Below are 20,304 nucleotides of genomic sequence, written 5' to 3'. Positions count from 1 at the left end.
AAAGGCCGGCCCTTTTGGGGAGCCGGCCTTTTTGTTTTGTGGCGGGTCTTAGGTTGTGCCCGTGCTTATGCCTGTGCGGGGTCTTGCCGTTCAATCCGGCGCGCAAACATCGCAAAGCTGGCGCGCACGATGCTGGGCTTGAGCAGAAAGTCGTGCGACTCCGCCGCCAGCGCATCATCCACCGGCTTCACTTCACCGTACGCGGCAGCCGCCAGCAACTGATTCCGCGCGGCGCGCTCGATCAGTACCGACAGATACAAAGTTTCTTCCACCGAGCTGGTCGCCGCCAGAAAGCCATGGTTGGCCAGCAGCACACATCGCTTTTCCCCCAAGGCGGCGGAAATGATTTCGCCTTCCTGATCGGCAATCGGCAAGCCCGGCCATTCCTTCAGATGCGCACAGTCGTTATGAAACGGCGTGGCGTCCATGTGCGACACCACCAGCGGGCGGCCGGTCATGGCCAGCGTCGATACATAAGGCGGATGCGTGTGCACGATGCAGCGCACGTCCGGCCGGTTGCGATAGACCCAGAAATGAAAGCGCACGGCGGGATTGGGCGTGCCCTCTCCTTCCAGCACGTCCATGTTGTCGTTGATACGGATGACCGTGTCGGGCCGGATCTCATCAAACGCCTGGGCCAGCGCCGTGGTGTAGAAGGAGCCGTCATCGTTCTTCACCGTGATCTGCCCCGCCAGGGTCTCGGAGTGCCCTTCCCTGGCCAGGATCCGGCAACTTAGCGCGATCTTCTCCCGCACATTCCAGTTGCCGAAATCCAGCTTGTCAGCCGACCGCTTGAAGAACGCATCGGACTGTAGTTTCTTGTCATCCACACCCATCTCCTAATGCCTCGTGGCACAACACTGCCATTACATCTTGCGGCGGCTTCCACGCCATTGACCCCAACCGCACAGCGCTTGTCCGAGAGTGACACGGCCTAGGGTAAACGGCAGGTACGCGGGCGATCCGCGTCGATACAATGATTTTGATTTTGCGGGCACTGGGCTCGCGCTGAAAGTCGGGTCCATCCATATGCACGTTGCCCAATCGCTTCCGCCTGCTGCCTCCCAGCAGGAACCGGACCTGAACTTCGCCCCCCGTTTTCGTCCCTTTTATGAGACCGAACTGTCCGGCTATCAAGCCCAGTTGGACAAGCTGGTGCTGCCGGGTGATTTCCTGCCGCTTACCCTGCAACCGCGCCTGCATTTGCAGGCTTGCCGCTTGCGCGCGGGCGGCTTGGCCGTGAACCTGGAGTCCACCCCCATGCGGGTCCAGCACCGCGCCGAACACGCTGCCGACGCGATGCGGGCGGAGTTCCTGGCCAGCTTCATCATCGAAGGACACGGCACCATCAGCCAGAACGGCGCGAGCCTGCCCGTGGAAACCGGTGACATCATTTTTCGTACGACTGCACTGCCTTCTGAAGTGCGCATGCTGACGGATTCCAGGCTGGTCGTGATCAAGGGTTCGTTGCTGAATCTGCTGGGCATGCACTTGCAGGACATCTCGCAGTTCACCGCCCAGCGCGCGGCATCGACGCTGCCGATGGTGCGCACTGCGCATCAGTGTTTGGGCCATGTTTTTTTCGAGCAAGCCGACACGGTCAGCCCCACGTCCAGCATGTTTGCCGAGCAGGCGCTGATCTCTTTGCTTGCGGCCATCTACACCAGCCAGGCGCTGGAGCAACTGCCCTCCACCGAACGTGGCCCCATCGAAAGCTGGCAGGCAATCACCAGCTACGTGGACACGCACATTGTCGATAGTGACTTGTCCGTTGCGGCGGTAGCGCGGGCGTTACGGGCGTCCAGCCGCTGGGTGCATCGCCTGTTCCAGATACGCGGCATTCAGTACGGCCAGTACGTGCGCGAGCGCCGGTTGGAACTGGCCCGCACGGCGCTGGTTGATCCGTGCAAGGCCCATGTGGCGGTCAAGGACATTGCGCTGTCCTGTGGCTTTCAAGATGCCAGCCATTTCAGCCGCTGCTTTCAGCAACGCTTCGGCAGCCCGCCCAACAAATATCGCGCGTCGGTGCTGGCGCAAAAGTAGCGGGCGGGCCGAGAGCGGCTCAAGAAGCGCGCCGTGCCGGGGTGGGCTTCATCAAGAATGCCGACGTGCCCGCAATAACGCCCAGCACGGCCAGGTATCCGCCCACGGGCACAATGCTGTCAAAGCGCGCCACCAACATCGCCGACACCATCGGCGCCAATCCACCGCCGATTGCCGCGGAAAACTGTACGCCGATCGACAAGCCCGAGTACCGTAACTCCGGCGGAAACTGCGCGGCATACAAGCTGGATTGCGGTGCAATCATCATCGCGTAATTCAAGGCCATGGCCACAAACGCCGCCACGCTGTAGGCCAGCAGCGAGCCACTGCCCACGGCCATGAAGATGGGGATGGCCATCACGCCCAGCAACAGCCCGCCCCAGCCGCACACGCGCCGGGCGCCATAGCGGTCGCCCAATATGCCGAACAAGGGAATGGTGAACGTCATCACCGCCGCGCCGTACAGCAGCGCTTGCAGCGCGTCCGACCGGTTAAAGCCCAGCGTGGACACCGCGTACGACACGGAGAAGACCAGGAAGGTGTAGATCAGCGTCACTTCGGCCAGCTTGCAACCCACACACAGCAAGAGCGCCTTGCCATGCTTGCTGAGCAATTCCGCCACGGGCAGCTTGACCTGGGTTTGCTCGGATTTGACGCGAGCAAAATCGGGCGATTCATCGATGCCTCGGCGTATCAATATGCCGACCACGATCAGCACCGCGCTGGCAAGGAACGGCAGGCGCCAGCCCCAGGACAGGAAGTCTTCTTCAGGCAGCCGCGTGACCAAGGCAAACGCGCCCACCGACAGCAAAATGCCCAGCGGCGACCCGACCAACGGCAGGCTGCCAAAGAACCCCCGCCAGCGTGGCGGCGCGTGTTCCACCGCCATCAGCATGGCGCCACCCAGCTCGCCGCCAAACGACAAACCTTGCCCGATGCGTAGCGCCACCAGCAAGATCGGCGCCCACACGCCAATTTGTTCATACGTGGGTAGCAAGCCGATCAGCACCGTACAGATGCCCATCATCAGCAGGCTCAGCGTCAACATGGACTTGCGCCCGATGCGATCCCCAAAGTGCCCGAACAGGATCCCGCCGACGGGGCGCGCAAGCATGCCGCTGGCAAAGGCGGCAAACGCGGCCAGCGTGCCGGTCAAGGGGTCGAACTGCGGAAAGAACAGCTTATTGAAAACCAGCGCCGCGGCCGTGCCATAGGCTAGAAAATCAAACGCTTCGACGGCCGTACCCACCACGGTCGCCACGGATATTCGAAGCAGGTTCGGCTTTTTTCCAGCCCCCACATTCACGTCCGGTCGAGAGATCGCTTCCATGTTTTTTCCCCAGTGTGTTGTTTGTTGTGGCGCGGCGTATTGCGTTTATGTGTGCCGCTTAGTTGTGCCGCTTCGGTGTGCCGCTTCGGCTTTCCACTGCCTACTCTGCTTACGTCACCTGCCCGGGCGCGACATAGCCCGGCAGTGCTTCGATACGACGACGCCAGGCCGATATCGCGGGATAGGCGTTCACATCAATCTCGGCCTCTTCGGCCAACGCCAGATAGCCATAGCAGGCGATATCCGCGACGCTGGGTACAGTCGCCAGCCAAGGGCTTGCGTCAAGGCGCTTTTCGATCAGCTTCAGCAACCGATCGGTCCGCTGTTGCAGCCCGTTCAAATCAAGCATGGCTTCGCTCACGCCCAGGTGATGGGCGGCCTCGGCAAGGCTCACCACCTTGGTCAGGCGCAGCGGCTGCAAGCTGTTGGCAATCTCGTTTGCCGACACCGATATCCATGAGACCATCTGCGCGCTATGAGGAAGCGGCGCCAGCCATTGCGGGGCGTGCTTCTGCGCCAGGTAAAGCAGAATCGCGTGGCTGTCCCAAACCGCCAGGCCGTCGTCGTCGATCGCCGGCACTTGCCGCCACGCGCTAATGCGTTCAAACGCGTCGGTCTGGTTCTTGCGCGCCAGCACATCGATGAATTCCCGCCGATAGGGCAAATTGATCAGGGACAGAAAGAGGCGCACCTTGTAGCAGTTGCCGGATCGAGGATGGTCGTAGAGCGTGATCATGGGGAGCGGGGCGTGGCGCCTGGTCGGTAACCTGCACGGGAAGCATGCGGGGAAGGATGCAGGGAATGTTAGGGGCGCCCGCTCGGGCTGAATTGACGGCACGCGCACGGGGATTGACCAGAAGCGACAGGCTGCGGCTTCGTCACCCGGTGCGCCGAGGAGCGGATCCCCCCGTTTTGCATGGCACTGTATCCACCCCCAGGGACAATACATTCCGACACCCAACGCCATCGCGCAGCCCCTATAAATCGTTCGCAGCAAGCCCAACCCCGCGAACTTTTATGGAGCTTTCACGATGACGAACCCCATCGACCCGCAGCGCCGCCGCCTGCTAGCCACGACCTCGACGCTGGCTGCCGCCAGTCTGCTGAACCTTGCCGCAAGCGGCAGCGCTTTGGCCAAGGCAACATCCCCATCCTCGAACACCGCAGGCGGCGGCAGCGCCACGCCATTCAGCGATATCCGCCAGATCCGCGCCGGCACGCTTGATGTGGGCTATGTAGACGTAGGCCCGGCCAACGGCCCCGTCGCCGTCCTGCTGCACGGCTGGCCCTACGATATTCACGCCTTCGCCGACGTGGCGCCCCGGCTTACCACCGCCGGCTACCGCGTGATCATTCCCTATCTGCGCGGCTATGGGTCCACCCGCTTCCTGTCGTCGGACACGCCCCGCAATGGCCAACAGGCGGCCATTGCCGTCGACGTCATTGCACTGATGGATGCGTTGAAGATCGAACGCGCGGTCATCGCCGGATTCGATTGGGGTGCGCGCACCGCCGACATCATGGCCGCGCTGTGGCCCGAACGCTGCCAGGCGCTGGTCTCGGTCAGCGGCTACCTGATCGGCAGCCAGGAGGGCAACCGCAAGCCGCTGCCCCCGCAGGCGGAATTCCAGTGGTGGTATCAGTTCTACTTCGCCACCGAACGCGGCGCGGCGGGCTACGCCGCCAACCGCGACGGCTTCAACAAGCTGATCTGGCAACTGGCGTCGCCCCAATGGAAGTTCGACGACGCCACCTATCAGCGTTCGGCCCGGTCATTCGACAACCCGGATCATGTGGCGGTCGTCATCCATAACTACCGCTGGCGCCTGGCATTGGCCGAAGGCGAAGCGCAGTACGACGAGCTGGAAAAGCGCCTGGCGGCGGCACCGAAGATCAGCGTGCCGACGATCACCCTGGAAGGCGACGCCAACGGCGCGCCGCATCCGCCCCCTGCCGCCTACGCCAAGCAGTTCACCGGCAAATACCAGCACCGCACCATCACCGGCGGCATCGGCCACAACCTGCCGCAAGAGGCGCCGCAGGCGTTTGCGGAGGCCGTGCTTCAGGTGGCGGGACGCTGATGTGACGGGCGCCGGGCCGTTTCTTGGCCCGGCGTTGATCACCCGTCTCACGTGCAGCCTGTATGGCGATTGGTTCGCGCTGCGGTGAACACAGCCGTCAATCGCTTCTGACGTGTCAGCGTTCCTCTCGGCTGTGCCACAGCCGCAACACGTAGATGATCGAACCCTGAATTTCGTAGCGCACCTCAAACTGCCCGACGAGTATTTTTCGAACCTCTCGCGGTTCGAACTGGAATAGCTGTTCGCCAATACGGGGATGGGTCAGCAATATGCCGGGCGCTTTTACCAGCGCCTGGACCGCGCGCGCGGCTGCGGGCGCATTCGCCGGGGCCAGGAATTCATACAAGGGCGCCAGATCGGAAAGCGCCTTGCTGGTCCATTTCAGTTCCATCAGCGGGGTACCGGCAACGGCTTGTCGGTACCCAGACTTTCTGCCCACGCTTGCACGGCCTGGTGGTCAACCACGCGACCGGCCTCGACATCAGCCAGCGCTTCCTGGGTAAGTCGATCGCGTTCTTCCTCTTGTGCGATCCAAGCGGAAAGCGCCTGCTTCATGATCCAGCCGCGCGAGCGTTCAAGACGAGCAGCCATCTGATCTACCTTCTCGGCCAGCGGGAGCGGCACGTGTGCGGTCAGCACCTTGGTGGCTACGGGCATCTTCTACCTCCTTGAGTACGGCCATGCGGATAGGATCCGATTTAACTTTAATCGTGATGATTAGATTTGAATCGAATAGGCAGACTGTACGCTTTTTGCCTTTATCATGGCAAAAAAACAGAGCCGCCCCCCCGCGCGCCATCCAGGAGACTCCCGCTTGTCCGCAGGCACACCCACGCCCTTCCCGGCACCGTTTCCCACCTTTGAAACCTCCGATTTCTCGGGCGAGGGGTCGTTCTATTTCGATCTGGTGCGCCTGCAGGACCGCGACGATATTCCGCGCGGCTTCCTGCACCGGCACAACTACTACCATCTGCTCTGGATGAGCGAGGCCAGCGGCACCCACATGCTGGACTTCGAGCAGCACGAGGTGCGCGACCACTCGGTATTTTTCCTGTCGCCCGGCCAGATCCACGCCTGGACCTCTTCCGTGAAGCCGCGCGGCTACGTGCTGAACATCAGTACGGACTTCTTCGCGCACATGTTCCCGCGCGCGGACGACATCGCCAAGTTTCCCTTCTTCCATCTGGCGGGCGGCTCGCCCGCCATTTATCTGTCGCGCGAGCAGCACGACGGCATGCTGCCGCTGCTGAACGAAATCGAACGCGAAACGCGCGACCGCCAGACCGGGCGCTTCGACGTGGTGCGCTCTTACCTGCTGATCCTGCTGACGCAGTTGCGCCGCCTCTACCCGGCCGACGAACGCGAGACGGCCGCCGGCCCCAGCTATTCGCTGACCAAGCGCTTCACCATGCTGATCGAGGAACACTATCTGGAATTCAGCGCCATCCGCCAATACGCGGACGCGCTGTGCGTCAGCGAACGCCAGCTCAACGAGGCCGTCAAGCGCAGCGTGGGGCGCACCGCCAGCCAACTGGTGCAGGAGCGCATTGCGCTTGAGGCCAAGCGCCTGCTCAGCAACACGGGCTTGAGCATCAACGAAATCGCGTTCCAGCTTAACTTCGAAGACCCCTCCTACTTCGCACGCTTCTTCAAGAAGCACACCGGCAGCACCGCCGGTGATTTCCGCAAGAAGTACGACCGCCCCATCGGCTGACGACCGCGCAGGACGGATCCGCGAAAAAGTGCAATACAAGCTCTGATCTGTCCTAACGCGCCCGGCGCCGGGCTGCGTACAGTTCATCCAGACCCAACCCGCCGCCTAGCGGCCTGATTGAAACTGCGATGAACGACACTCCCCAATTGATGACGGGCGGCCAGCATGTGGTGCGCGCGCTGCTGGAACACGGCGTGGACACGGTATTCGGCGTGCCCGGCGAAAGCTATCTGGACGTGCTGAACGCGCTGTACACGGAACGCGAGCGCATCCGCCTGGTGTCCTGCCGCCACGAAGGCGCGGCCTCATTCATGGCCGAAGCGCACGGCAAGCTGACGGGCCGGCCGGGCATCTGCATGGTCACGCGCGGGCCCGGCGCCACCAATGCCAGCATCGGCGTGCAGACGGCGTTTCAGGATTCCACGCCGCTTATCGTGCTGGTGGGCCAGGTGGGTAACGACATGGTGGAGCGCGAGGCGTTTCAGGAAATCGACTACCGGCGCATGTTCGGGCAGTTCAGCAAATGGGTGGCGCAGATCGACAGCGCCGCGCGCGTCACCGAATACATGAACCGCGCGTTCTCGGTGGCGATGTCGGGCCGGCCTGGCCCCGTGGTGCTGGCGCTGCCCGAGGACATGCTGACCGAGTTGGCCGCGCCCCAGGACTGCGGGACGATTCAGTTTCCGCAGGCGCACCCGGCGCCCGATGCGATGGCCGACATGCGCGCCCTGCTGGCCGGCGCACGGCGGCCGCTGATGATCGTGGGTGGTTCGGGCTGGAGCAGCGCGGGCCTGGACAGCCTGGCCCGCTTTGCCAGCCGGAACGGACTGCCCGTGGCGTGCTCGTTCCGCCGGCAAGACCTGTACGACAACCACCATCCGCAATACGTGGGCGAAGTGGGCATCGGCGTCAATCCGGAACTGGCCGAGGCCGTGCGCCGCGCCGACGTGATCCTGGCGGTGGGCGCGCGCCTGGGCGAAATGGTGACGGGCGGCTATACGCTGCTGCAATCTCCCGTGCCCAAGCAGACGCTGATTCATGTGCTGGCCAGCCCGGAAGAGCTGGGCCGGGTGTATCAGCCCACCGTGAAAATACCGTCGGGCCTGGACGCCTTCGCGGACGCGGCCGCCGCACTGGACCCGCTGGACGCGGCCCCGTGGCGCGGCTGGCTCGACGAACTGCGGCAGAGCTACCTGCGCTACACCGAACCGCCCGCCACCGCGCTGCGCATGGACCCGGCACGTGTCATCGTCGCCCTGCGCGAAGGCTTGGATGCGCGCGCCATCCTCACCAACGGCGCGGGCAACTACAGCGCCTGGGCGCATCGCTACTACCGTTTCAGCCATCCCCGCACCCAGCTTGCGCCCACCAGCGGCGCCATGGGCTACGGCGTGCCCGCCGCCATTGCGGCCAAGCTGCGCCACCCCGAACGGCAGGTAGTGTGCCTGGCCGGCGACGGCTGCTTTCTGATGACCTCGCAGGAGCTGGCCACCGCCAAGCAGCACCGTCTGGCCATCGTCTTCATTGTGTTCAACAACGGCATGTACGGCACGATCCGCATGCACCAGGAAGTGCACTACCCGGGCCGGACCATCGGCACGGACCTCTGCAACCCCGACTTCGTGGCCTACGCGGAATCGTTCGGCGTGCCCGCCGAGCGAGTGGACAGCCACGAAGGCTTCGCGCCCGCCTTGGCGCGCGCGCTGGATAGCGGGTCGCCGTATTTGATCGAACTCAGTCTGGACCCCGAGGTGATCACGCCTCGGGCCACCCTGACCAGCTTGCGCGAAAAGGCGCGGCTTGCCGCATCCTGACGTTCAGGATCGGATTGCCGCGCGCCGGCCGCAAGCACGGCGCGCGGCGCACACATAAAAAATATCCACACCTGGAGAGAGACTATGAATACCCCCCTGCGCACCCCGCGGCGACTGGCCATGACCGCGATGCTGGCTGCCGCGACCCTAGTCGCCACATCGTTCGCGGCATCGGCCGCCGATTATCCCGAACGCCCCCTGCGCATCATCGTGCCCTTTGCCGCGGGCGGCGCCACCGACGTGATCGCGCGCACCGTGGCGCAGTCCATGTCCACGCGCCTGGGCCAGCCGGTGGTGGTGGAGAACAAGGCCGGCGCCAACGGCAACATCGGCGCCGTCATGGCGGCGCGCGCCGAACCCGACGGCTACACCCTGCTGATGGCCACGTCCAGCCACGCCATCAATTCCACGCTTTATCACAAGCTAGACTACAGCCTGACGGGCGACTTCGCTGGCCTGTCGAACCTGGCGTCGGTGCCCTTGCTGCTGGTGGTGAACCCGTCGGTACCGGCCAAGACGCCCGCAGAGCTGGCCGCCTATGCCAAGGCCAACGGCAACCGCGTGAACTACGCCTCGGGCGGCACCGGCACGGCATCGCACCTGGCGGGCGCCCAGTTCAATTCGCTGGCTGGCGCGCAGATGACGCATGTGCCCTACAAAGGCGGCGCGCAAGCGCTCAATGACCTGATGGGTGGCCAGGTGCAGATCATGTTCGCGAACCTGCCGGAAGTGCTGTCGCAGGTGCAGGCCGGCCGCCTGACGCCCATCGCCGTGACGGGCCAGCAGCGCCACGCCGCGCTGCCCAACGTGCCGGCGTTCTCCGAGACGGCCTACCCGGCCATGAACGCCCGTTCCTGGTTCGGCCTCTTCGTGCCCGCGGCCACACCCGCACCCGTGGTGGAAAAGCTGTCGCACGCCATCACCCAAGGCGTGGCCGACCCCGCCGTGCAGGACAAGCTGAAAGGGCTGGGCGCCGACCCCGTCGGCGACGGCCATGCCGCCTTTCAAAAGTACGTGAACCAGGAAGTCGAGCGCTGGAGCGTGCTGGTGAAACAGTCCGGCGCCACGGTCGACTGACGATCAATTTTTCGCAACACCAATCGAGGACACCCCATGCTTTACGACGTACGTACCTACACCTGCCGCGCCGGCACCATCAAGAAGCATCTGGCGCTGTATGCCGAGCACGGCTATGAAGTGCAAAGCCGCCACCTGGGCAAGCCCCTGGCCTACATGCAGACCGAGACGGGTGACGTGAACAGCTACATGCACATCTGGGTCTATGACAGCGCCGCCGACCGCGAAGCGAAACGCCAGGCGTTGCAGAAAGATCCCGCCTGGGCCGGCTACCTGACCAAGAGCGCCGACGCCGGCTATCTGATCAGCCAGGTCAACCGGCTCATGACGCCCACGGCGTTTTTCAAGCCCTGAGCGCCTCCCCCTGAAGCGCCGGCGCCTCGGCAATCCCGTTGACGAACGCCGCCACCCGCGCGATCACTTCGCGGCGCTCGCGACCCATCGTGATCAGGTGGGGGCTGTCTGCCAGCAACTGCAAGGACACGTTCGTGTTGCATGCCCGATGCACGATTTCTAAGGCGTTCGACACGGACGCGATGTCATCGTGCCGGGCATGCATGACCAGGCAAGGCGCCCGCAGCAGGTTCATGCGACGCAACACCGACGCCGTCAGCTTTCGCATCTGGGGAAGCGCCCACCAGGGGGTACCGGGCTGATCCATTTGGAGCGATCGTTCTGCAAACACGCGGCGTTGGCCGATGCCCAGCGCCCGCAGCACGGGCATCAGGAAGGCCAGCCGGGCATAGCGCGGCATGTCCCTGCCGTCATGTCGGAAAGCGGGCGACAAGGCCAGCACACCCGCCACGTGCAGCGGGCGTTCCTGCGCCAGGGCCAGCGCCAGCACCGCTCCTGTCGAGAATCCGCCAACCACCAGGCGATCGACCAGGCTTGCCAGCAGATCTGCCCCACGCCGCACGCTGGCCAGCCAATCCAGCCAGCTTGTATTCACCAGGTGTTCCCGCGTGCCGCCATGGCCCGCCAGCGTCACCGTCAGCACCGTGTAACCCTGAAGGTTCAGGCTGCGCGCCAGCAGGCGCATTTCCTTGGGGCTGCCGCTCAGGCTGTGCACCAGCAGGATCCCCGTGCGGCCACGCTTCCCGTTTCCGGCTCGTAAATTGTCGTGGGGAACATTCACGCCGACGCCCCCTCACCCTGGCAGGCTTCAGCGGGCAGACTCGGATCCATCGCGCGGCGGTATGCCTCAAGCGTACGGAACATCTTTTCGCCCAAGCGGAAATGCGTGTCCGCAAATGCACGGGCGTTGCTCACGATGGCTTGCGTATGCCACGGTCGGTTTCGCACTTGCATGATGCAATCGACATACCCCGCGACGTCACTCGGCGCGGCCAGCCAGCCGGTCTTGCCGGGCGTGACGATCTCGGGCAAGCCGCCCACATTGCTGGCCACGACAGGCCGGCCCGTAGCAAAGGCTTCGGGCACGATGCGCGACCAGGCTTCCGTGGCCGATGGCACCAGCACCACGTCAGCCGCCCGGATCATGTCGGGCACATCGGTCCGGTGGCCGGCGAACACCACATGTTCCGCAATGCCCAGATCCACCGCCAGGCGGTACAGCTCGTACGCATAGGGCTGAGTGGACGGGGTGGCCATGCCCACGACCAGGGCCACGGCGGGCACCCCTTGGACACGCAGGCGTTGCACCGCGCGCAGCAGGTCGGCCTGGCCTTTTTCCGGGCGCAGCATCGCGATGGTGGCGATGACGTAAGCCTCGTTGGCGGCAGGAATTTGCAGGTCGCGCCGGATGTGCAAGGCCGCTTCCGGTTCGCCGGCCGGCCGGAAGAACTCGTCGCCGGCCCACTCGCCCACGACGCTGATCCGATCTTCACGCATCAGCCGCGCGGCCAGCAGTTCCTGCTTGCCGACGTTGCTGGTCGCGATGACGTGGTCGCAGCCGATGTGCCATTCCAGCCGACGGCGCGGCGAGGTGCGCATCGGCTTGGCGAAATGACGGGTTCGAACAACCGCGCACAGGTCGCGGCAGAGGGCGGCGGTTTTGCCGTCGGCGCGGCTATGGCTGTCGATGATCTGGATGTGCAAGGCCTTGATGGCGCGGCGCAGCGCCAGGACGGTCAACGGCGAATACGCCGGCTTGAAGTCGATGTCCACGGTCGTCAGGTGGCGCTCGCGCGCTGCGTGGCTGACGGCGCTGCCCGAGGGCGAGGCGATGGCCACATCGTAGCCGTGGTCTTGCAGCCAGCTTGCCTGTTCCAGGGTACGAAATTCCAATCCACCCAGGCTGGGCTCAGCCAGGGTATGCAGTATGCGCATGATGCTCCAATACATTAAGGCAGGCGGCCAGCACATCATCGGGCGTGACGGCGTTGATTCTGTCGCCCGGATGGCGCGGAACGACAGCGGCCGAGCCTGGCCGATTCCAGAACCATTCCGGATTCGGTTCGTTGAAAATTCCGACATAGGGCACACAGGCGCCTTGCGCAATATGCGAGGGGCCGCAGTCATTGGCCACCACCAGGCGCGCGCGCAGCATGATGGCGCTTAGCTCGGGAATCGGCTGGCAATAGGCAATGGCGAAGTCGGGCCGCTGCATGGCCTGCAAGGTGTCGCGTTCCGCGTCCTCTTGCCGGCCCAACACGAACAGAAAGCGGGTGTCGTCGCCCAACTGCCGCTTGAGCTTGTCGACCAACAGCAGGTAGTTCGCCAGGCTCCAGCGCTTGAACGCGCCAGAGCCGCCACCAGGAATCATCACCACATCGGCGCTCTGGACGGTGCGCAGATGCGGACGCGCCAGCGTCTGGAAACACGCACGCGCTGCGTGCGCAAGATCGAACGGACGGTACGCGGCCAGCAGGCTCAGATTGGCCTGGCCAATGTATTCGGCGAGGCTCTTGCGGTGGGAATGTGTCCACGCCATGTCGCTAAGGCGTGCATTACGAAACCCCAGGCGGATCGGCGGCCGACGCAGCAGGTTGACCAGACCGAAACGCTCGCTGCTGTGATGCAGGCTGACGGAGAGGCGCGTGTCTTTATTCAAGCTGCGCAGGTAATCGCCGAATGTCGACGCGCGCACAAACTCATCCACCCAGGGCAGCGCCCGATAAAAGCCGCCCACATCATCACGCGCAACCACGCTGATGCCCTGCGACGGCCACCAAGTCTTCAGTTGATACAGCGTCGGCATGGCGACGATCTGGTCGCCGAGCTTGGACTGGCTTCTGACATATACAACGATTTCCGACAATTTCGACCTCCCGCCCGCCAGCGCAGCCAAGTGGCCGCTGGCGGGCAATGTATCGGGAAGCACCGGGTAAATTTCCGGGTTCCCTTTAACGATTGTGAAGAAACATGCAGGCGCACTTCATACAACTACACAATTTACGGCAGCACCCGCGATCGCCGCCGAACGGCTACCTGCCCAGCTTGGCCTGGCGCATCATGCGCATCGCCGTCGTCGACACCGATGCGACCAGCGACTCGCTTGAATCAGCGTTGCTCATGACCAGCACGGCAAGCTTGTCCTGGGGGGCTAGCACCCATCGGGCGTGGAACGCCTCCGTCGCCCCGCTATGTTCAACGAACGCCGCGCCGCTTACCACCGTATCGCCACAGGGCGCGGCCAGCCATGACAAGGCGAAGCGGCAATCCAGGTCCAGGCCGCCACCCGCCACGGTTTCCAGGCCGAGCAGCATCTGCGCGGATTTTTCCGTCAGTACTCGCTTGCTGTTGTCTTTGCCGCTGTATTTGCCACCGGCAAACAACATGCTGGAAAAGCGCGCCATCTCGGACGCGCTCATCCACAGCCCGTCCGCCGCCTCGTTGGGCTGCGGCGCTTCGGTCCATGGCTGCCCGCGCCGGTACCCGGACGCGCGCTGCTCCAGCATGCGCGCGTGGGGCTGGAACCCCGCGCGCGGCATATTCAAGGGCTGAAGAATCGTGTGGCGCACATAAGTATCGAAGGGTTCCCGCGCCACATGCGCCACCATGTCGCCCAGCAGCGCGTAGGCCATGTCGGCGCGGGCGCGGCCCATCGTGTCTTCCAGCGTGGCTGGATGCAGGCTCAGCAGATTGCGGGCGGTATAGGGTTCGGTGCCCATCCACTGCATGGCGTTGCGACGGGGTTCCACGTGCCAGTCCGGCAAGGCGTCTCCGGCCGGCGCGTCCAGCGGTAGCCGGCCATCGTCGGCGGCGCGCAGCACGGCCGCCGCCGTCACCACCTTGCTGATGGCGCCCACGCGATACAGCGTGTCGCGGGTGGCGCGGCGATGCCGCGACGCATCCGCGACTCCAAAGCCCGTGCTCCAGACAATGCGCTGATCATCCACGATGGCGATCGACACGCCGGGCACCTTGGCTGCGCCCATGTCGTAGGGAATACGCGCTGCCAGGTAATCCACCACCGCCGCGTAATCGCCCTTGGCGATGGTTGCCGGCGCGGCGGGGGGCAGGCTCTGGCAACCGCCCGCGGCAAGCAGCAACGATCCGATGGCAACCAAGCGACTTAGCGAGAACATGGCGGTCGGCAAACCCTGTCAATGAGGAATGCCGTGATGCTATCGATGCGCCCGCGCGGGATCTTTCCCGCTTTGTAGGGAGTTTGTGAAGATCTTTACGCGGGAGCCGCCACGCGTGGCCGTGGGTTGCCGGGTGTCGCCATGCCTGGCGGTTCGGTCAGGCCGCGTTCCAACTGATCACAAAGCGGGCGCCGCCCAGCGGGCTCTCGGCCACGAACGCCGTGCCGTTATGCCACCGCGCCACGCGGCTGACGATGGCCAGCCCCAGGCCCGTGCCGCCGGTGCCGCGCGCACGGCTTTCATCCAGGCGGATGAAGGGCTCGAAAATTCGTTCGCGATCGGCGGGCGGCACGCCTGGCCCGTCGTCATCAACCGTCAGCGCATAGTTATGCGGCGCCGGACTGGTCAAGCCAACCTGCACCCGCTCGCCCGCGTGCCGGATCGCGTTCTGCAGCAGGTTGAGCAAGGCGCGCGTCATGTAGCGCGAGTGCAGCCGAATCTCGTCCACCTCGCATTGCGTCACGGTGCACTGCACGCCCAGCAGCCCGGCCTCGAATGCCGCGTGCTGCACGACGGCATCCAGCCAACCACGCGCATCCAGCGCCTGCAGCGGAACGTTGTCGCTCTTGTGTTCCAGGCGGGCATACATCAGCAATTCCGACGCCATGCTGTCCAGCTCGGCCACATCGCTTTTCATTTCCTCAACCAGGCGGCTGCGCGCCTCGGGGTCGGGTTCACGGTCGATCATGTCCAGCTCAAACGACAGCCGGGCAATGGGCGTGCGCAGTTCGTGCGACACCGCGTTGGTCAGGTCGCGCTGATTGCTGATCAGCGCGCTGATGCGATCGGACATCTGGTTGAACGTGTCGCCCAGCCCACGGATGCTGGAGAACCGCGACAGCCGCACGCGCGCTTGCAAGTCGCCCTGGCCCATGTGCTGCGCGGCGGTCTTCAGCGCTTCCAGGTCACGCCAGATCGGCAGCGCCCACAGCAGCATGAAGCCGCACAGCAGCAAGCCCAACGCGGCATAAACGCCAACAATCACCCAGGTGCCGACAAGCGGTTCGGGCGGCATCTTGACCAGCAACCATTGCGCGCCCGGCCCCGGAATGGCGGCAACGAAGCTCATCAGATTGTCACGCAGGAAGAACCCGCCCGCATCGATAGTGCGCCACTCCTCATCCGTCAGCGCGAAATCCGCCGCGTGGTAGTCGGCGGGGTCCAGCACCTGCAAGGCCAATCCGTAATGGGGCGCCAGCGTGTCGCGCACATAATCACGGCGCGCCTCGGGCGGTACGTTGGCCAGTTCCTGCTTCAGGCTGTGCAACTGGCCGCGCACCGCTTCGCGCGTGTAGTTCGCCGTCTCGGGCTCAAACAAGTAGTTCGCGGCCCGGTCCACCACTTCGTTTGACAGCACAAAGCCAATCGCCAGCACCACGAAGATGCGCAGGACGAACTTAAGCATCGCCCAGCTCGTGCGCCTTGGGCGAGAACAGGTAGCCCTTGCCCCAAATGGTCTTGATGCGGGTGGGGTCGCGCGGATCATCTTCCAGTTTGCGGCGCAGCTTGCTGACGCACACATCCACACTGCGATCCAGGCCATTGAATTCGATGCCGCGCACGGCGTTAAGCAGATCGTCGCGCGTCAATACCTGACCGGCCTGGCTGGCCAAGGCCCACAGCATTTCGAATTCCATGGTGGTCAGGTCAACCTCGACCCCCGCCAACCGCACCGCGCGCGTCTGGCGGCTGATGGACAGCGGACCGAACTCCAGGTGATCCGGCTGCGCGTCAGTCTGGTTGTGGCGGCGCATCAGGGCACGAATCCGCGCCAACAGCACGCGCGGTTCAACCGGCTTGATGACGTAATCGTCCGCGCCGGATTCCAGCCCCAGAATCTGGTCCAGGTCATCTTCGCGGGCGGTCAGCATCAGGATGGGCGCGCTAGAAAATGCGCGCAGGTCACGGCAAACCTGCAAGCCGTCGCGGCCCGGCAGCATCAAGTCCAGGATGGTAATGGCCGGATCGTGGCGACGAAACGCCTCCACGGCATGGTCACCGCGATAGGCCTGGGCGACATTGAAACCGTGTTGTTCCAGAAACTGCGCAATCAAGCGCGAGAGCTTCGGATCGTCTTCGACTAACAAGGCCTTGGTCATGGTGTCCAGACTAAAGTTCTTGCACCGTCACGGTGCATTTGCGCGGCAAGCATACACCGAAAGAATGGGGATTTTGCCTGGGATTCGGGTCGCGCGGCAGCCGATTCCCGGCGCGTTGCAGGGCGGTACACTGTGCGCTCCCTGGCCCAGAGCGCAACCTGCCCGACCGTGTCCACCCCCCCGCTTACCTCCACCGCCGCACCCGTTAACGACATCGCCCGCGAGGACGACGTGGACGAACGCCTGTTCGTGGCGTCGGTGGAAAAGGCGATGCGCGTGCTGGAAAGTTTCGATCGCGACAACCAGGCGCTGTCGATTCTGGAGCTGAATGAACGCACCGGACTGGGCCGCAGCGCGACCCAGCGTTTTGTCTACACGCTGCACCGGCTTGGCTATCTGCAACGGCTGGCGGGCGCGAAAAGCTATCGCTTGTCGGCGCGGCTGGTGGGCCTGGCTGGCGCCATGCTGGGCGGAAACGCGCCCTTGCAACATGCCTGGCCGCACCTGGTGGAACTGGCGCGAGAAACCGGCGAATCGGTGTCGTGGGTGGAGCTCGACGGCGACGAGATCATCGTCCTGGGCAACATCCCCAGCGTGCATCCGGTGTCGGTGAACCTGCCGGTGGGCAGCCGTTTCGCGGCCCTGCCGGCGTCATCGGGACAGGCCTTGCTGGCGCATCTTCCCGACGAAGCGCTGCGCGCGCGGATCGTGGCCATGCCGGCCAGCGTGCGTGCCCGCTTTGGCGACCGCGACGACGACGAAATCCTCAGCTTCTTCATCAAGGCCCGCGCCCAGGGTTACTCGATGACCGAGAAGAACCTGGGTCAAGGCAGCGTGTCGATCTCCGTGCCGGTGGTCGACAGCCGTGGTCAGACCATCGCCGCCATCAATCTGTCCACGCTGGCCGCGCGCCACGACGCCAACGCCGTAAGTACCCGCCTGCTGCCGCTGGTGATGCAGGCCGCGCGCGACCTCATCGCGGCATAACAACCCCCCCTCATTAAAAATTGCATGGCAATTTTATTGCCATGACCTTCGCTCGTCTTCGGGAAACCCCTCGGTTTTTCCGCGCAAAAATCCGCCGTATGATCCATAAAAATTAAATAGTAATTACGTAAATTGCTATGTAATTTTATTGTCCCCGACGGCGGCGGACGCTTATGCAAAGGACGAACACCATGGACTTCATCAAATTGGAACGGGTTGGCAACGTAACGGTGCTGACACTGAATCGGCCAGACTGCCTCAATGCCTGGCACACGGCGATGCGCGCCGAGATCATGCAGGTGCTGCGCGAGGCCGCCACGGATAAGACCGTCGGCGCGCTGGTGATGACCGGCGCCGGCGACCGCGCCTTCTGCGCGGGCCAAGACCTGAATGAGGCGCGTGACTTCGACGGCGCCCGCGCCGAAACGTGGATCGGCGAGTGGGAAACCTACTACCACCTGCTGCGCAGCTTCCCGAAGCCCTTGGTCATGGCGCTTAACGGCACGGCCGCCGGTTCGGCTTTCCAGGTGAGCCTGCTGGGTGACATCCGTGTGGCCCACGACGGCGTGAAAATGGGGCAGCCCGAGATCAACGCCGGCATCGCCAGCGTGACGGGGCCGTGGATCATGCGCGAAATGCTCGGCCTGTCGCGCACCATCGAGCTCACGCTGACCGGCCGCATGATGGATGCGCGCGAATGCCACCAGCTTGGTTTGATCCATCACCTGGTTCCGGCGGACCAGGTGCTTGCACGCGCGCTGGAGATCGCCACCGAACTCGCGGCCAAGCCGCCCGTGGCGCTGCGCCTGGACAAGCAACGCTTCCAGGAAATGACCGAAGCGGGCTTCCGCGACGCAATGAAGGCCGCCGCGCGCCTGCATCACGAATCGTACGAAAGCGGCGAGCCCGCCCGCATGATGCAAGCCTTCTTCGCCGAGCGCGATCGGCGCCGCCAAGCCGCTAACTGACGTGGGCGCCTCACTCGACTCCCCGATCGCTTCACGCATCATGAACGCAGACACTCACATCGACATCCCGTCGGCCTCCGACGAAACCCTGGCGCAGCTCATCGCGCGCCGCGCCGCCGAGGCGCCCGACGAGGTGTATTGCCTCTTCAATGACACGCCGCTCACGCTGGCCATGCTGCACGAGCGCGTGCTGCGCCTGGCCAACCTGCTGTGGCGCGAGGGCCTGCGCCCCGGCGACCGCGTGGCGCTGATGCTGCCCAGCCACCCCGACCACATCGTCGCCATCTTCGCGCTGGCCACGCTGGGCCTGGTGCGGGTGCCTGTGAACGTCCACCTGAAAGGGGCGTCGCTCACGCATCTGTTCGAACACCTGGCGCCGCGCGCCCTGATCGCCGACGCGGAACACGCCGACGCGCTGGCGCCCGAGCTCCACCGACTGGACAAGGTGTTGTGGCGCGGCGGGCAAGGGCCGGATGCCGACGCCAGCCACGCCTTCGAGCGCTATCTGGACACGCCGGCCGACCCGCTGCCGGTGGCACCCGGCCCCGACGACATCCTGGCGCTCACGCCAAGCTCGGGCACCACGGGCGCGCCCAAGGGTGTGCTGAAGTCCGACCGCACCCTGCGCGCGGGGCCGCTTGCGATCTTGCGGCTGACCGGCGCCGAGCCCGGCAGCGTATTCCTGTTGTGGGAATCGCTGCACCACGGCGCCGGCGTTGCGGTGATCATTTCGGCGCTGCTGGGCGGCACCCGGCTGGCGATGGTGGAGCGCTTCAGCGCGTCGCGCTTCTGGGACGACGCCCGCCGCTACGGCGTGACGCACATCCACTATCTGGGCACCGTGATTCCGATGTTGCTCAAGCAGCCCCCGCGCGCCGACGATCGCGACCACGGCGTACAGATTGCGTGGGGCGGCGGCTGCCCGCCCGATCTCTGGCAGACCTTCTCGCAACGCTTCGGCGTGGAAATGCGCGAAGGCTACGGGCTGTCGGAGCTGATCACCTTCGTCACCGTGAACCCCGACGGGCCGGCCGGTTCCGTGGGCAAGCCGCTGGATTACTACGACGTGCGGCTCGCCGACGACGACGGTGAACCGGTGCCGGTGGGCCAGACCGGCGAAATCACGGTGCGCGCACGCGTGCCCGGTCTGGAGTTCCTGGGCTACTTCCGCAATCCCGAGGCCGAGCGCGAAGCGCGCCGTGGCGACTGGTTCTGCACCGGCGACCTGGCGCGCCAGGATGAACAGGGCTTTCTGTATTACGCCGGCCGCAAGAAAGACATGCTGCGGCGGCGCGGCATCAACATCTCGGCCTGGGAGGTCGAGCGCGTGATTGCCGAGCATCCCGATATCGAGGAGACCGCGCTGGTGGGCGTGCCCAGCGACCTGGGCGAAGACGAGCTCAAGCTCTTCGTGCGCTTGCGCGAGGGCCGCGAGCTGGCGCCGCTGGACCTGATCCGCTGGAGCGAGCCGAAGCTGCCGTACTACCAGATCCCTCGCTTCGTGGCCTTTGTTGACGAATTTCCCAAGACGCCGACGCAACGCATTCAGAAGAAAGAGCTGTCGCGCCAGACCGACGGCGTGTGGGATTTGCAGGCCTCGGGCTACCGGGTCGGCAAGTAGCGCACGGTTATCAACCCGCA

At 64.5% G+C, this 20,304-nt stretch carries 20 protein-coding genes; 9 read left to right on the top strand and 11 right to left on the bottom strand.

What is annotated here, in order from left to right; all coding sequences use genetic code 11:
• Window positions 1–65: 65 nt before the first annotated feature.
• Complete coding sequence (locus CVS48_RS11480; RefSeq protein WP_100854565.1) at window positions 66–836, bottom strand: aldolase; 771 nt, start codon at window positions 834–836, stop codon at window positions 66–68.
• 193 nt (window positions 837–1,029) lie between these two features.
• Between CVS48_RS11480 and CVS48_RS11475 the strand changes: the two genes are divergently transcribed.
• Window positions 1,030–2,043 carry a helix-turn-helix domain-containing protein gene (locus tag CVS48_RS11475; RefSeq protein WP_100854564.1) on the top strand — a complete coding sequence of 338 codons (1,014 nt, stop codon included), beginning with the start codon at window positions 1,030–1,032 and terminating at the stop codon, window positions 2,041–2,043.
• Between the two features lie 19 nt (window positions 2,044–2,062).
• On the opposite strand, the gene CVS48_RS11470 is transcribed toward CVS48_RS11475, so the two are convergent.
• Both CVS48_RS11470 and CVS48_RS11465 read right to left on the bottom strand, forming a co-directional pair.
• On the bottom strand, window positions 2,063–3,373 hold the full coding sequence (locus CVS48_RS11470; RefSeq protein ID WP_100854563.1) for an MFS transporter: 1,311 nt from the start codon (window positions 3,371–3,373) through the stop codon (window positions 2,063–2,065).
• Window positions 3,374–3,482: 109 nt separating this feature from the next.
• Window positions 3,483–4,109, bottom strand: coding sequence for a glutathione S-transferase family protein (locus CVS48_RS11465; protein ID WP_100854562.1), 627 nt, complete (start codon window positions 4,107–4,109; stop codon window positions 3,483–3,485).
• A gap of 295 nt (window positions 4,110–4,404) precedes the next feature.
• On the opposite strand from CVS48_RS11465, the gene CVS48_RS11460 reads away from it, so the two are divergent.
• Window positions 4,405–5,454 (top strand): alpha/beta fold hydrolase, encoded by a 1,050-nt coding sequence (locus tag CVS48_RS11460; protein WP_100854561.1) that lies wholly within the window; start codon window positions 4,405–4,407, stop codon window positions 5,452–5,454.
• Window positions 5,455–5,569: 115 nt separating this feature from the next.
• Here CVS48_RS11460 and CVS48_RS11455 read toward each other — a convergent pair whose 3' ends face one another.
• Together CVS48_RS11455 and CVS48_RS11450 are read right to left on the bottom strand one after the other, a co-directional pair.
• Complete coding sequence (locus tag CVS48_RS11455) at window positions 5,570–5,845, bottom strand: type II toxin-antitoxin system RelE/ParE family toxin (RefSeq protein WP_100854560.1); 276 nt, start codon at window positions 5,843–5,845, stop codon at window positions 5,570–5,572.
• A complete protein-coding gene (locus CVS48_RS11450) occupies window positions 5,845–6,111 on the bottom strand; it encodes a CopG family ribbon-helix-helix protein (protein WP_100854559.1) in 267 nt (88 codons plus the stop codon). Before CVS48_RS11450 ends, CVS48_RS11455 begins: the two co-directional genes overlap by 1 nt.
• A gap of 157 nt (window positions 6,112–6,268) precedes the next feature.
• Here CVS48_RS11450 and CVS48_RS11445 point away from each other — a divergent pair, with 157 nt between their 5' ends.
• From CVS48_RS11445 to CVS48_RS11430, 4 genes are all read left to right on the top strand, one after another.
• Window positions 6,269–7,168 carry a helix-turn-helix domain-containing protein gene (locus CVS48_RS11445; RefSeq protein ID WP_100854558.1) on the top strand — a complete coding sequence of 300 codons (900 nt, stop codon included), beginning with the start codon at window positions 6,269–6,271 and terminating at the stop codon, window positions 7,166–7,168.
• Window positions 7,169–7,296: 128 nt separating this feature from the next.
• On the top strand, window positions 7,297–8,982 hold the full coding sequence (locus tag CVS48_RS11440) for a thiamine pyrophosphate-binding protein (protein WP_100854557.1): 1,686 nt from the start codon (window positions 7,297–7,299) through the stop codon (window positions 8,980–8,982).
• A gap of 84 nt (window positions 8,983–9,066) precedes the next feature.
• On the top strand, window positions 9,067–10,059 hold the full coding sequence (locus tag CVS48_RS11435) for a Bug family tripartite tricarboxylate transporter substrate binding protein (protein ID WP_100854556.1): 993 nt from the start codon (window positions 9,067–9,069) through the stop codon (window positions 10,057–10,059).
• Between the two features lie 36 nt (window positions 10,060–10,095).
• Window positions 10,096–10,413: an NIPSNAP family protein gene (locus tag CVS48_RS11430; protein ID WP_100854555.1), complete on the top strand. Its 318-nt coding sequence runs from the start codon at window positions 10,096–10,098 to the stop codon at window positions 10,411–10,413.
• On the opposite strand, the gene CVS48_RS11425 is transcribed toward CVS48_RS11430, so the two are convergent.
• From CVS48_RS11425 to CVS48_RS11400, 6 genes are all read right to left on the bottom strand, one after another.
• Window positions 10,403–11,128, bottom strand: coding sequence for an alpha/beta hydrolase (locus CVS48_RS11425; protein ID WP_100854554.1), 726 nt, complete (start codon window positions 11,126–11,128; stop codon window positions 10,403–10,405). The genes CVS48_RS11430 and CVS48_RS11425 overlap by 11 nt on opposite strands.
• Window positions 11,129–11,190: 62 nt before the next feature.
• Complete coding sequence (locus CVS48_RS11420) at window positions 11,191–12,348, bottom strand: glycosyltransferase family 4 protein (protein ID WP_100854553.1); 1,158 nt, start codon at window positions 12,346–12,348, stop codon at window positions 11,191–11,193.
• A complete protein-coding gene (locus CVS48_RS11415) occupies window positions 12,323–13,279 on the bottom strand; it encodes a glycosyltransferase family 9 protein (protein WP_100857603.1) in 957 nt (318 codons plus the stop codon). The genes CVS48_RS11420 and CVS48_RS11415 overlap by 26 nt, the downstream gene beginning before the upstream one ends.
• 166 nt (window positions 13,280–13,445) lie before the next feature.
• Window positions 13,446–14,549, bottom strand: a complete 1,104-nt coding sequence (locus tag CVS48_RS11410; RefSeq protein WP_100854552.1) for a serine hydrolase domain-containing protein — start codon at window positions 14,547–14,549, stop codon at window positions 13,446–13,448.
• Between the two features lie 157 nt (window positions 14,550–14,706).
• Window positions 14,707–16,014 carry an ATP-binding protein gene (locus CVS48_RS11405; protein ID WP_100854551.1) on the bottom strand — a complete coding sequence of 436 codons (1,308 nt, stop codon included), beginning with the start codon at window positions 16,012–16,014 and terminating at the stop codon, window positions 14,707–14,709.
• The gene (locus CVS48_RS11400; RefSeq protein WP_100854550.1) at window positions 16,007–16,708 is read right to left on the bottom strand and encodes a response regulator; all 702 of its coding nucleotides are present in this window, start codon (window positions 16,706–16,708) and stop codon (window positions 16,007–16,009) included. The genes CVS48_RS11405 and CVS48_RS11400 overlap by 8 nt, the downstream gene beginning before the upstream one ends.
• Window positions 16,709–16,876: 168 nt before the next feature.
• On the opposite strand from CVS48_RS11400, the gene CVS48_RS11395 reads away from it, so the two are divergent.
• From CVS48_RS11395 to CVS48_RS11385, 3 genes are all read left to right on the top strand, one after another.
• A complete protein-coding gene (locus CVS48_RS11395) occupies window positions 16,877–17,695 on the top strand; it encodes an IclR family transcriptional regulator (protein WP_100854549.1) in 819 nt (272 codons plus the stop codon).
• Window positions 17,696–17,886: 191 nt separating this feature from the next.
• Window positions 17,887–18,663, top strand: coding sequence for an enoyl-CoA hydratase/isomerase family protein (locus CVS48_RS11390; RefSeq protein ID WP_100854548.1), 777 nt, complete (start codon window positions 17,887–17,889; stop codon window positions 18,661–18,663).
• Between the two features lie 40 nt (window positions 18,664–18,703).
• Window positions 18,704–20,284 (top strand): AMP-binding protein, encoded by a 1,581-nt coding sequence (locus CVS48_RS11385; RefSeq protein WP_100854547.1) that lies wholly within the window; start codon window positions 18,704–18,706, stop codon window positions 20,282–20,284.
• The last annotated feature ends 20 nt before the right edge of the window (window positions 20,285–20,304 follow it).

Source organism: Achromobacter spanius (assembly GCF_002812705.1).
Lineage (GTDB): Bacteria > Pseudomonadota > Gammaproteobacteria > Burkholderiales > Burkholderiaceae_B > Achromobacter > Achromobacter spanius.
The sequence above is the reverse complement of the archived record's forward strand: the minus strand, read 5'-3'. Positions and strand labels throughout refer to the sequence as shown.

Coding starts and splice junctions, on each gene's coding strand:
- CVS48_RS11480 (WP_100854565.1), bottom strand. CDS start 836: ATGGGTGTGGATGACAAGAAACTACAGTCCGATGCGTTCTTCAAGCGG.
- CVS48_RS11475 (WP_100854564.1), top strand. CDS start 1,030: ATGCACGTTGCCCAATCGCTTCCGCCTGCTGCCTCCCAGCAGGAACCG.
- CVS48_RS11470 (WP_100854563.1), bottom strand. CDS start 3,373: ATGGAAGCGATCTCTCGACCGGACGTGAATGTGGGGGCTGGAAAAAAG.
- CVS48_RS11465 (WP_100854562.1), bottom strand. CDS start 4,109: ATGATCACGCTCTACGACCATCCTCGATCCGGCAACTGCTACAAGGTG.
- CVS48_RS11460 (WP_100854561.1), top strand. CDS start 4,405: ATGACGAACCCCATCGACCCGCAGCGCCGCCGCCTGCTAGCCACGACC.
- CVS48_RS11455 (WP_100854560.1), bottom strand. CDS start 5,845: ATGGAACTGAAATGGACCAGCAAGGCGCTTTCCGATCTGGCGCCCTTG.
- CVS48_RS11450 (WP_100854559.1), bottom strand. CDS start 6,111: ATGCCCGTAGCCACCAAGGTGCTGACCGCACACGTGCCGCTCCCGCTG.
- CVS48_RS11440 (WP_100854557.1), top strand. CDS start 7,297: ATGAACGACACTCCCCAATTGATGACGGGCGGCCAGCATGTGGTGCGC.
- CVS48_RS11435 (WP_100854556.1), top strand. CDS start 9,067: ATGAATACCCCCCTGCGCACCCCGCGGCGACTGGCCATGACCGCGATG.
- CVS48_RS11430 (WP_100854555.1), top strand. CDS start 10,096: ATGCTTTACGACGTACGTACCTACACCTGCCGCGCCGGCACCATCAAG.
- CVS48_RS11420 (WP_100854553.1), bottom strand. CDS start 12,348: ATGCGCATACTGCATACCCTGGCTGAGCCCAGCCTGGGTGGATTGGAA.
- CVS48_RS11410 (WP_100854552.1), bottom strand. CDS start 14,549: ATGTTCTCGCTAAGTCGCTTGGTTGCCATCGGATCGTTGCTGCTTGCC.
- CVS48_RS11405 (WP_100854551.1), bottom strand. CDS start 16,014: ATGCTTAAGTTCGTCCTGCGCATCTTCGTGGTGCTGGCGATTGGCTTT.
- CVS48_RS11400 (WP_100854550.1), bottom strand. CDS start 16,708: ATGACCAAGGCCTTGTTAGTCGAAGACGATCCGAAGCTCTCGCGCTTG.
- CVS48_RS11390 (WP_100854548.1), top strand. CDS start 17,887: ATGGACTTCATCAAATTGGAACGGGTTGGCAACGTAACGGTGCTGACA.
- CVS48_RS11385 (WP_100854547.1), top strand. CDS start 18,704: ATGAACGCAGACACTCACATCGACATCCCGTCGGCCTCCGACGAAACC.